The organism is Cryobacterium sp. TMT2-14 (assembly GCF_004402465.1).
Taxonomy (GTDB): domain Bacteria; phylum Actinomycetota; class Actinomycetes; order Actinomycetales; family Microbacteriaceae; genus Cryobacterium; species Cryobacterium sandaracinum.
This window is the reverse complement of record NZ_SOFV01000017.1, coordinates 52,476-63,714: the sequence shown is the minus strand read 5'-3', so window position 1 is coordinate 63,714 and position 11,239 is coordinate 52,476. Positions and strand designations below refer to the sequence as shown.

Annotated in this window: 11 protein-coding genes and 1 tRNA gene; 10 read left to right on the top strand and 2 right to left on the bottom strand. The window is 67.6% G+C overall.

The window, feature by feature from the left end:
* The first annotated feature begins 49 nt into the window (after positions 1-49).
* The 6 genes from E3O28_RS06800 to E3O28_RS06770 all read left to right on the top strand — a co-directional run bounded on the left by E3O28_RS06800 (position 50) and on the right by E3O28_RS06770 (position 6,424).
* Entirely contained in the window at positions 50-1,141 is a 1,092-nt protein-coding gene (locus E3O28_RS06800) for a hypothetical protein (RefSeq protein WP_104100817.1), read from the top strand.
* 29 nt (positions 1,142-1,170) lie between these two features.
* The gene (locus E3O28_RS16525; RefSeq protein WP_174721884.1) at positions 1,171-2,085 is read left to right on the top strand and encodes an LPXTG cell wall anchor domain-containing protein; all 915 of its coding nucleotides are present in this window, start codon (positions 1,171-1,173) and stop codon (positions 2,083-2,085) included.
* A 303-nt stretch (positions 2,086-2,388) separates the two neighbouring features.
* Positions 2,389-2,889, top strand: a complete 501-nt coding sequence (locus E3O28_RS06785) for a hypothetical protein (protein WP_104100819.1) — start codon at positions 2,389-2,391, stop codon at positions 2,887-2,889.
* Between the two features lie 56 nt (positions 2,890-2,945).
* Positions 2,946-3,818, top strand: coding sequence for a sortase (locus E3O28_RS06780; protein ID WP_241973039.1), 873 nt, complete (start codon positions 2,946-2,948; stop codon positions 3,816-3,818).
* 224 nt (positions 3,819-4,042) lie between these two features.
* On the top strand, positions 4,043-4,816 hold the full coding sequence (locus E3O28_RS06775; protein WP_198411547.1) for a phosphate ABC transporter ATP-binding protein: 774 nt from the start codon (positions 4,043-4,045) through the stop codon (positions 4,814-4,816).
* A gap of 87 nt (positions 4,817-4,903) precedes the next feature.
* The gene (locus tag E3O28_RS06770) at positions 4,904-6,424 is read left to right on the top strand and encodes a CYTH and CHAD domain-containing protein (RefSeq protein ID WP_134415463.1); all 1,521 of its coding nucleotides are present in this window, start codon (positions 4,904-4,906) and stop codon (positions 6,422-6,424) included.
* A 1-nt stretch (position 6,425) separates the two neighbouring features.
* Here E3O28_RS06770 and E3O28_RS06765 read toward each other — a convergent pair whose 3' ends face one another.
* Positions 6,426-6,917 (bottom strand): MarR family transcriptional regulator, encoded by a 492-nt coding sequence (locus E3O28_RS06765; RefSeq protein WP_104100822.1) that lies wholly within the window; start codon positions 6,915-6,917, stop codon positions 6,426-6,428.
* A gap of 123 nt (positions 6,918-7,040) precedes the next feature.
* On the opposite strand from E3O28_RS06765, the gene E3O28_RS06760 reads away from it, so the two are divergent.
* From E3O28_RS06760 to E3O28_RS06750, 3 genes are all read left to right on the top strand, one after another.
* Positions 7,041-7,112 (top strand) — tRNA-Gln (locus E3O28_RS06760).
* Between the two features lie 62 nt (positions 7,113-7,174).
* Complete coding sequence (gene glmU / locus E3O28_RS06755; protein ID WP_104100823.1) at positions 7,175-8,599, top strand: bifunctional UDP-N-acetylglucosamine diphosphorylase/glucosamine-1-phosphate N-acetyltransferase GlmU; 1,425 nt, start codon at positions 7,175-7,177, stop codon at positions 8,597-8,599.
* The gene (locus E3O28_RS06750) at positions 8,600-9,577 is read left to right on the top strand and encodes a ribose-phosphate diphosphokinase (protein WP_104100824.1); all 978 of its coding nucleotides are present in this window, start codon (positions 8,600-8,602) and stop codon (positions 9,575-9,577) included.
* 97 nt (positions 9,578-9,674) lie between these two features.
* Here E3O28_RS06750 and E3O28_RS06745 read toward each other — a convergent pair whose 3' ends face one another.
* Positions 9,675-10,043, bottom strand: coding sequence for a hypothetical protein (locus tag E3O28_RS06745; RefSeq protein WP_104195394.1), 369 nt, complete (start codon positions 10,041-10,043; stop codon positions 9,675-9,677).
* A 224-nt stretch (positions 10,044-10,267) separates the two neighbouring features.
* Between E3O28_RS06745 and E3O28_RS06740 the strand changes: the two genes are divergently transcribed.
* A complete protein-coding gene (locus E3O28_RS06740; protein WP_134343489.1) occupies positions 10,268-11,227 on the top strand; it encodes a hypothetical protein in 960 nt (319 codons plus the stop codon).
* Positions 11,228-11,239 lie beyond the last annotated feature (12 nt).

Here is an 11,239-nt window from a genome sequence, read left to right as displayed (position 1 = left end):
AGGGACCCATCCGGATCCGTCTCCTGCATCACCCACGAAAGGCACCCCAGTGAACACCAAGAAGGCTCTTGCGCTCTGCGCAACTGTCGGCGTGGCCATCTCCGGCCTTGTCATCGTCAGCCCGGCTAACGCCGAGCCCGTCTCGAACAGCTACTCCATCGTCGGCTCCGACACCCTCGAGGACGTCGTCAGCGCCCTGGCCAACGGTTCGGGCCTTTCGGGCGCGTCGGTTCGTTCGACAGCCAACGGAAACAGCATCGGCTCGTTCGACGCGACCGGCACCCCGTTCATCACGACGAAGTCCTCCGGTGTGCGTTTCGGTCGCCCGAATGGCTCAAGCGACGGGCGCACGGCCCTTCTCCGTTCCATTGACGGCGCCCCGTACACGTCCGGAACCGTCGGCGCGCCCGCGGGCGTCGTCATCACGGGGCAGATCGACATCGCCCGTTCGTCCGGATCAGGCACGGTCGACCCGGCAGGTAGCCTGATCCAGGTGCCTTTCGGTCGCGACGCGATCGCCTACGCGTATGACAGCGCTTCGACGGCAGCCGGCATCGGTACCATCGACACCGCGACCATGACGAGTCTTTACACCTGCAGCGTCACCACCCTCGGCGGAGTGAAGGTCACACCGGTCATCCCGCAGGCCGGTTCCGGAACGCGCAAGGACTTCATGTCCAAAATCGGCGTCACGGATTCGACCCTGGGTTCGTGTGTCACCGTGGGTCAGGAGCACGACGCCTCTGACCTGGGTATCAACACTGTCGCGCCTATGTCGGTGTCCCGCTGGGTCGCCATGAACACTGGTGCGAGCTTCCCCAAGAAGAAGGACACCACGGTCCTGGGCTCCCTGGTCGCAGGCACCACCCCCGTGACAGGCACCGGCACCTCGATGGCCCCGGTGGCCGCCTACTACGCCGACTCTCGTTGGGGACGCGACACGTACCTCGTTGTTCAGTACGCACGAGTTGACCCGACGAATGCCGCATATGACTCGACTCTGGCCGACCTGCTCGATCCGACAAAAAGCGCCAGCCTGACGAACTCCCAGACGACTTTTGCCGCCAAAGCCGGTTCGTTGAAGAAAAAATTCGGCATTCTCGCACCCTCGACCACCACCGCCGTTCGAATCTCCAAGTGACCTCCGCCCAAGAACAGGACTGTAAATAAATGAAGATCAACAAGAAGTCGTGTCTCGTCGCCGCCGGCGTCGTTTCGCTCGCTCTGGTCGCCGGAGCCACGGCCGCGGCGAGTGCCGCGACAGCCGCAACGCAGACGAATGGTTCTGCCGCTCCCGTCTACATGTACGACACGGATGCCGTCCAGAAGTCGGACGGCTACGTCTGGGGCTGGAAGGAGGACCTCTTCGGCTCCTCCACTCAGGGCGACATCAACGGCGAGTTCACCTGCCCGGCGAACTCAACGAATATCTTCGCCTTCCTGGCCACCCCCGGAACCGAAAACACCGTCCTCACCTGGAAGGCGTACGCGCCCCTCGCGTTCAACGGAGCGACACGCAACGTGCTCAACCCGACCCTCGCGCCGATCTCGCTCATCAATAACTCCCAGACTGCGGCCAGGAACGCCGGCGGCAACTACAGCCTGGGCCTCGCGTGCACGATGAACTCTGGTGTCACAGTGACCGCCGCCTTCTACCGTACGATCAGCGTCGTTCCGGTCACCGGCGCCTTCACGTTCCTGCCGCAGGCCGATGTGCCGGTGACGCCGACGCCGACTCCGACTCCGACGCCGACTCCGACGCCGACCGCGACTTCGACGCCGACCGCGACTTCGACGCCGACCGCGACCTCGACGCCGACCGCGACGCCGACGCCGACTGTGACGCCAACGCCGACCGCGACGCCGGCTGCGGTTCCTGCTGTGACGCCGGGCCTCAACTCCGGCTCGTCGGGCAACCCGGCGTCTGGCTCGTCAGAGCGCGTTGCCGCAGCGACGAAGGCCGACAAGGAGCTCGCGTCGACCGGAACCGCCAACACCCTTCCGCTGCTGGCTTCGGGCATGCTCGCCCTCGCGGCCGGGGCCGGCGTGATTATCGCGCGTCGCTTCCGCCGCGCTGACAAGTAGGCAGCACACCGTACGTCCGAAGGCCACGGGACGAGTTGTCCCGTGGCCTTCGGGCGTTCGTCGGCGTCTATGCGTCTGTTGAGTTGATGCATTGGTGCTCGCGCGCGAGATCGCGTTTCCCCGTCGTTTGCTCTGCGTCCAGCATGCCGAAACCTGGAATGGACTAACTTGATTGTGCTCACATCCACTGCCGCGCCCCGCCTGACGGCCGTGACCCTCATCGCAATGTCCTTGATTTGCGGGCTTGCCGGGCTCACCGCGACCCCCGCGAGCGCCGAGGCTGCCACGAATGGGCCTAGCGGTATGAGCGGGGAGCCGACGAACATCCACGATTTCTTCTATGTCAGCGGGCTCACCGTGCTACCCGCTCCGCAGATCGGGCCGGAGGGCGGGGACCTGACCCTGGAGTTCACGATGAAGAACGTCAGCACCGCCCCGATCACCTCGAGCCTCCGGTTCTGGCTCGACAATGCGATCAACCTGCCCGTCCAGACGCTTGACACGGTCGAGGTTGCCAACCTCGCACCGGGGGAGACACGCACCATGAGGGCAACCTTTGAAGATGTCGGCCAGTGGACCTTCTTCCGAGGCCACGTGACGATGACTCCGCCCGTGGACATCGCCGGCACGGCTCTCTGGTCGCTGACCCGCGACTCGTTCACGCTCATCCTGCCGTGGTTCCTCACGGCGATGCTCGTGCTCCTGGCAGCGCTCGTCCTGGCGGTGCGCCAGTTGCTTCGGCTCCGCCGGTCGCGACGCCCACTGCCCGACCTCGCACTCGGCTACGGGCCGGTCACATCGTGACGGTCGCCACAACGCTCCGGCGACCGAAGCTGCCAACGCCGCCGCGGCGCATGCCCGTGCCCCCGCGCGCATTCGTGGTGCTGAGCGCACGCGAGCAGGCCATCCGCACCACGCTCACGATCGTTGCCGTGCTCATCTTCGGCTTTCTCGCCAACCTCACGATTTTCGGCCAAGTGCAGCACTTCGTCTCGCAGCAGCAGCTGACGAACTCGCTGCGAGCAGAGCTCGCTCAGGGCACGGCCCCGGTCAGCGAGGGCACCGTGGACCAGGTTCTGCTCGAGGCCGGAGCCCCAGTGGCGCTGATCGACATTCCCTCGATCGGGGTGCACGAGGTGGTCGTCGAAGGAACCGACTCCGGTACCCTGCGTGCCGGACCGGGCCACCGCCGCGATACCGTGTTGCCGGGCCAGGCCGGCTACAGCGTCATCATGGGCCGCGCCGCTGCCTACGGCGGCCCTTTCGCCCGACTGCAGGAGTTACGACCGGGGCAGCAGTTCACCGTCATCACCGGGCAGGGCCGTCAGGAATTCTCCGTTCTCGGCGTTCGGTACGCGGGTGACCCCATGCCGGCTCCCCTCGGCGCGGGGAAGAGCCGCCTGATCCTCGTGACGGCTCGCGGCCCCGCGTTTGTGCCGAGCGGGATCGCCCGGGTGGATGCTGAGCTCGTTTCGGAAACGAAACCGGCGGGCGTCCGAGCGACCACATTCGTGACCCTGCCTGCCGTCGACCGGGAGCTCGCCACTGACACCAGAACGGTGTGGGCGCTTGTGTTCGCCTTGCAGTTCCTGCTGCTGGTCGAGCTTGCCGCCGTGTGGGCCTATCGACGCGTCGGCCTCCGCAAAACCTGGACGGTTTTCCTCCCCGTCGTCACCGTGGGCGGCCTGTTCGTGGCCGACCAGGTGGTGCGCCTGCTTCCGAACCTGCTGTAGAAACGATGGAGTCCATGAACGACGAAATGATCAACGCTGACGCGACGCAGGTGCTGCCGCTACAGAAGGCCCCACGGCAGCGAGAGAGCAGGCTGCGCCCGCCGGCTCGATCCGCCGTGCCGACCCTGACGAGTCGCCTGTCCGTGCCGTGGCGCAAACGCCCGGCCGGCCAGGACCTGTCCCCGGAAGCCCCGGGCCACGCGGCTGTGGGGGACCTCGCCCCACTGGCCACCCTCGAAGGCCGCAACGTTTCCGCCTGGTTCGGCGAGCGTCAGGTTCTCGACCGGGTCAACCTCGTGATGCCCGCGGGCGTCATCACCTCGCTGATCGGGCCGTCGGGCTGCGGCAAGTCGACGTTCCTGCGCATCCTGAACCGGATGCATGAGCTCGTTCCCTCCGCAAGCCTGGCCGGAGAGGTGCTCCTCGACGGCGTAGACATCTATGACCCGGAACGCAAGCTCGTCGACGCCCGCAAACACATCGGGATGGTCTTCCAGAAGCCCAACCCCTTCCCGGCGATGTCGATCTACGACAACGTCATCGCAGGCCTCACCCTCACCGGCCAGCGTGCCTCGAACGACGAGAAGGACTACCTCGTGGAGAGCTGCCTGACCAAGGCCGGCCTGTGGAAGGAAGTGCGGGACCGTCTTCGGGAGCCGGGCGGCGGGCTGTCCGGCGGCCAGCAGCAACGCCTGTGCATCGCCCGATCCCTGGCGGTGACTCCGCGCATCCTGCTCATGGACGAACCGTGCTCGGCCCTCGACCCCACGTCGACGCGCGTGATCGAGGAGACCATGCTCGAACTCGCCCGGGAGGTGACCATCGTGATCGTGACCCACAACATGCAGCAGGCGCAGCGCGTCTCGCAGAACTGCGCCTTCTTCCTCGCCGCTCAGGGCACGCCCGGCGGGATCGTGGAACACGGACCCACCGACGCCATGTTCGGCAACCCGATCGACCCGCGCACCGCGGACTACGTCAACGGCCGGTTCGGGTAACGATCGGCGGCCTGGGATCTGAGAACCGGCCGGAAACTGGGGGTCAGCTTTTCCCCTCCGGGCCGCCTGGCCGAATTACACTGAAGCATGACTTCCGCTGGCTATGCCGAGATCGAACGCACTTTCGACGTCAACCCGGCGACGACGCTGCCGCCCCTGCACGACCTGCCGGGCGTCACCCACGTGGAGCCGCCCGTCGAGCACCACCTCGATGCCCTCTACTACGACAGCATCGACTTGGTCCTCGCCAGCCGGCGGCTGACCCTGCGCCGCCGCACCGGGGGAGTCGACGCCGGCTGGCACCTCAAGCTCCCGGTCGCCGTTGACGAGCGTCGCGAGATTCGGGAGCCGCTGGGCGAGCACCCGGAGCACATCCCGGAGGCCATCCTCAACCTCGTGCGCGCGGTGCTCCGCGGCCGCACACTGGTGCCCGTGGTGCGGCTGCGCACCCGACGCACGGTGCACGAACTCGTCGGCGAGGACGACCAGGTGCTCGCCGAGGTGTGCGACGACGAGGTGCAGGCCGACCGGCTCGCGCCGGAGCCGCTCAGCCAGACCTGGCGGGAATGGGAGGTCGAGCTCGTGCACGGCTCCCGCGACCTGCTCGACGCCGCCCAGGTGCGGCTCGCGTCGGTCGGCGTGGAGCCATCCGGAACCCCGTCCAAACTTGCCCGCGCCCTCGGCGACGCTCTGCCGCCCTTCGTCACGGTCCCAGTACCTCGGCCGACCCGCAAGAGCTCCGCCGGTGCCGTGCTGCTGAAGTACGTGCACGAACAGGTGCGGGCGATCGGCACTCAGGATGCCCGGGTCCGAGAGAACGACGTGGACGGCGTGCACCGGATGCGCGTGGCCACCCGCCGCCTGCGCTCGGTCCTGTCCACTTACCGGGACTGTCTGGACACCGCGGTCACCGGGCCTCTCCGCAACGAGCTGCGCTGGCTGGCCGGCTCGCTCGGCGCCGCCCGGGACGCGGAGGTGATCCGGCAGCGCCTCGCCCACCGGCTCGGGCAGGAACCGGCCGAACTCGTCGTGGGTCCGCTGACGGAGCGCATCGACGAACATTTCGCGGCGGTCATCCGGGGTGCCTGCAGCCAGACCCTCGCCGCCCTCGACTCCGAGCGGTACTTCCGGCTGCTCGACACACTCGACGCCGTGCTGGCCGCCCCGCCGCTGCTCCCTCCGGCGGACAAGCCCGCGAGCATCGTCATCCCCGAACTGATCCGCGCGGACTGGAAGCGGCTGCGCGCATCCGTTTTCCTGGCGCAAGGCACCCCGTCGGGCGCTGTGCGCGACGAGGCGCTGCACGAGGCGCGCAAACGGGCCAAGCAGCTGCGCTATGCGGCCGAGACGGCCACGCCGCTGCGGCGCAGCCGAGCGGTGCGGCTCGTAGCCGCGGCCCGGCAGGTGCAGGACACCCTCGGCGACCATCAGGACAGCGTCGTCGCCCGGGAGAAGCTGCTCCGGCTCGGCATGGCCGCGTACCTGCAGGGTGAGAACGCCTTCAGCTACGGTCGGCTGCACGCAGTGGAACAGAACGGGGCCGCCGCCGTGGAGGCGCGTTTCTTCCGCACCTGGCGGGACTTTCCCAGGGCCTCGATCGCGAAATAACTCAGTCGAAGCCGAGGCTGAGCTTGCGCAGCAGGGTCGCGAGACCGGCCTGCTCGCTCGGCGACAGCATGGCGAGCAATTCGGCCTCGGCGTCGACCAGCCGGGTGATGGCGGCATCCACCCGGGTGAGCCCGGCCGGGTTCATCCCCACGAAAATGCCGCGTCCGTCATTGGGGTCCGTGCGCCGGGTGACCAGCCCGCGCTCAACGAGCCGGTCGATCCGGTTGGTCATCGTGCCGCTGGAGACCAGCGTCTGCTGCAGCAGGGCCTTCGGGCTCAGCTCGTAGGGTGCCCCCGCGCGGCGCAGCGCCGAGAGCACGTCGAACTCCCAGGAGTCCAACTCTGAGCGGGAGAACGCGGTGCGGCGGGCGCGGTCCAGGTGCTTGGACAGACGGGCCACGCGCGACAGCACCTGAAGCGGTGCGAAGTCAAGGTCGGGCCGTTCGCGCAGCCAGGCGTCAACGATCCGGTCGACTTCGTCATGTGCGGGCATCCGTCTATTATCCCGCTCGGGCACGCCAACCGGCGCAGGAGCGCGTCCCAGGAGCGCCGGGGCGCGCTATCGGCGCGATATCTGGCAGACTTGTCACCGTTGGTCGGCCCGCGGTCGACGAATTCCGCCGTGGTGTAATGGCAGCACGACAGCCTTTGGAGCTGTTAGGTCTAGGTTCGAGTCCTGGCGGCGGAGCACTGCATGGCGTCACCATCCGGTCTTCCCCGGGCGGCTCCACCGAAGCTAGAGGAAACCCCGTGACTGATTCCCGACTCGCAATCGTCGTGCTGGCCGCCGGCCAGGGCACCCGCATGAAATCAAGCACTCCGAAACTACTGCACGAGTTGGCCGGTCTGCCCATTCTCAGCCATGTGCTGGCGACCTCCCGCGCCCTCGAAGCGGCACATGTCGTCACCGTGGTGCGCCACGAGCGCGACCAGCTGGCCGCCCTCGTCGGCAAGGACCTGCCCGAGAGCCTGATCGTCGACCAGGACGAGCTGCCCGGCACCGGACGGGCCGTGGAGCAGGCCATCACCGCTCTCCCCGATGACTTCGAGGGCGACGTGCTCGTGGTCAGCGGCGACGTGCCGCTGCTCAACGCGGCCACGCTGGCCAGTTTCGTCGCCGCGCACCGCGACCGGGACGTCTCGGCCACCGTACTCTCTTCCTTTCCGGAAGATGCCACCGGCTATGGCCGCATCGTGCGCTCCGAAGAGGGCGCCTTCGACCGCATTGTCGAGCAGAAGGATGCGACGGCCGAGGAACGTGCCATCTCCGAGACGAACGCCGGGGTCTACGTCTTCCGCGTAGCCGAGTTGCGCGAGCAGCTGGCCAACGTCACCACCGAGAACGCGCAGGGAGAGAAGTACCTCACCGACGTGGTCGGGCTGCTGCGCCAGGCCGGGGCCGAAGTGCGGGCCGTGCCGGTCGCCGACGCCTGGCTGGTGGCCGGCATCAACGACCGGTCCCAGCTCAGCGAGACCGCGCGCCAGCTGAACGGCCTCATCGTCTACGGCTGGCAGCTGGCCGGCGTGACCGTGCAGGATCCTGCCACCACCTGGATCGACCTCAAGGCGAAGCTGGCTCCGGATGTCATCATCCGGCCGGGCACGCAGATCCTCGGTTCGACCGTGATCGAGACCGGTGCCGTGATCGGCCCGGACACCACCCTCCTCGATTGTGAAATCGGCGAGAACGCGGTGGTGAAGCGCACGGATGCGACGCTCGCGGTCATCGGCGCCGGCGCATCCGTCGGTCCGTTCGCCTATCTGCGCCCGGGCACGAATCTGGGCGCTGACGGCAAGATCGGTACCTTTGTCGAGACCAAGAACGCGACCATCGGCGTGGGTAGCAAAGTGCCGCACCTCAGCTACGTCGGCGACGCGACCGTGGGAGTGGGATCGAACATCGGGGCCGGCACGATCTTCGCTAACTACGACGGTGTGACCAAGAACCACAGTGAGATCGGGTCCCACGTGCGCACCGGGTCGCACAACGTGTTCGTCGCGCCGATTAGGATTGGGGACGGGGCGTACACGGGTGCCGGAACAATCGTCCGTAAGGACGTGCCGGCCGGGGCCTTGGGCCTCACCGTGGCCCCACAACGCAATATGGACGGCTGGGTACAGACCAACCGCCCAGGAACCGATGCGGCGGCGGCTGCGGCAAAGAGTGGAGACTAGGTGTCTGGAATCAAGACCAGCGGCGAAAAGCGACTTGTATTGGTTTCGGGGCGAGCACACCCGCAACTGGCACTGGACATCGCCACGGAACTTGGTACCGAACTCGTTCACACCGACGCACGCACCTTCGCGAACGGCGAGATCTACGCGCGATTCGATGAGAGCGTGCGCGGCTCGGACACCTTCGTGATCCAGTCGCACACCGACCCGATCAACGAGTGGCTGATGGAACAGCTGATCATGGTCGACGCGCTCAAGCGGGCCTCCGCCAAGCGCATCACGGTCGTGGCGCCGTTCTACCCTTACGCCCGCCAGGACAAGAAGGGCCGCGGCCGCGAGCCGATCTCGGCCCGGCTGATCGCCGACCTGTTCAAGGTCGCCGGAGCCGACCGGATCATGGCCGTCGACCTGCACGCCGCCCAGATACAGGGCTTCTTCGACGGCCCCGTCGACCACCTCTTCGCCATGCCCGTGCTGCTCGAGCACTTCAAGGAGAAGCTCGACCCGGCCACCCTGACTGTCGTCTCGCCCGACATGGGCCGCGTGCGCGTCGCCGACATCTGGAGCGACAAGCTCGGCGCCCCGCTGGCCATCATCCATAAGCGTCGCGACCCGAAGGTCGCCAACCGGGTCTCCGTGCACGAGATCGTCGGCCAGGTCGAGGGTCGCGTCTGCCTGATCGTCGACGACATGATCGACACCGGCCGCACAATCGTTCTCGCCGCCGAGGCCCTGCGCGCCGCCGGCGCGATCGGCGTCGTCGTCGCCGCCACCCACGCCGTGTTCAGCCACCCGGCGCTGGAGCTGCTGCAGAATCCCGCGATCTCCGAGGTCGTCGTCACCGACACCCTGCCGATCCCCGAGGAGAAGCGCTTCCCCACGCTCACCGTACTGCCGATCGCGCCGCTTCTGGCACGGGCCATCCACGAGGTCTTCGACGAGGGTTCCGTCACCTCGATGTTCGAGGGCGCCGCATAGCCGCGGGCCCTTCGCACAGCGAACCCCGGCCGGTCGTCGACGGATGTCGGTGACCGGCCATCAGTCTGTCGGGGCTCAGTCCTGATCGGGACCGGGTCTACACCGGCATCTCGGTGCTGGGCGCCCGGGGCGCCGAGGGAATGATGCCGAGCGGCACGACATACGTCTCGCGCTCGTTCAGATCGATCGCGTAGCACTGCCAGCCGAAGCCGCCCGGACCGTTCAGCTCGAAGCGGGCGTCGAAGTCGACGGCGCCCGGATAGTACCGAGCCGTGGCCACGCTGCACGCATTGGCGGCCGTGGTCGTTGCCACCTGCACGCTCGTCAGGATGCCGGGCACGATCAGCGCCACGAGCCCGAGCACGACGACGATGCGCATGATCAGGAGGGTGCGCGGACTGCGCAGGGGCCGGCCGGCATCCAGCGGCTCGTAACCGGAGAGTTCGGGGTGGTCGTCGCTCGTCATCAGGCTCCCAGTATCGCAAACAAGGCTGCTTCGTGCTGAACCTCCCCAACAGTTGCCCCAGCGGACGACTGTTGCCGGTGTGCGGGCAACAGTCGTCCGCTGCGGCAACGTTTGTTCCGCCGGGAGCGACGCGGCCACCCCTCCCCAGGCTCCCCGGGCCGCGCGGGCCCCACGGAACACGGGGGAGCGGCACCGTACCCGCTTCACACCGCGAACCTCGGCAGATGGCTGACGCGCGAATCGACGAGCACACCGGGCTGTACCTCTCGGGCGGGGCCGCCGCCACAGAGTCAGACGACCGGCACTTTCGGCGCGAGGCGCAGTTCGGGAGGAGTGCACTACGGCTACGCCGTGGTGTCTTCACCACGACGGAACACTGGGGGCCGCTCCCACCGCGACAGAGGCACCTCGCCGAGATCCGCGCGGTCGTCGCCACGCGAATGCGCGACCCTCTGATCAGCCATCAATCGGCGGCGGCCGTGTGGGGGATTCCCCTGGCCGAGGCCTGGCCGAGCACGGTGCACGTGCTCGCACCACCGCAGTCCCGGGCGCGGAGCAAGAATGGCGTGACGGTCCACCGCATCGACGTTCCCGACGGTGACATCGTCGACATCGACGGGATGCTCGTGACCAGTCCCGCGCGCACCCTGCTCGACCTGGCGCGCACCAGGAGTTTCGCCACAGCCGTCGTCGCGATCGATCATGCCCTCAATCCGCGAAGTGCATCCCCGGAGGTCTTCCTGACGGACGAGGTGCTGCGCGAGAAACTCCAGGAGTCGGTGTCGCCCCGGGGGTGGGTGAAGGCGGAACGGGCCATCCGCTTCGGACGGCCCAATGCGGACAACCCGGGTGAATCGCTCAGTCGCGTGGCGATCTTCGAGCTGGGCTTCCCCGATCCCCTGCTGCAGACGTGCCATCGCAACCCTCGCGGCGGCTTCTACTTCACCGACTTCGAGTGGCCGGCCTATCGTCTGATCGGGGAGTTCGACGGGCAGGGCAAATACCTGAAGGCGGAGTATCTCCGGGGACTCACGCCCGGGGAGGCGGTCACCCGGGAGAAGGTGCGCGAGGATGACCTCCGCTCGGAAGGCAATCGCATGGCCCGCTGGGGTCCTTCCGATGTGCGCCAGCGCGGTTCGCTCTTGCGCATCCTCACAACCGCAGGCCTCCCGGTCCTTCGATAATCTGCCGGCTGA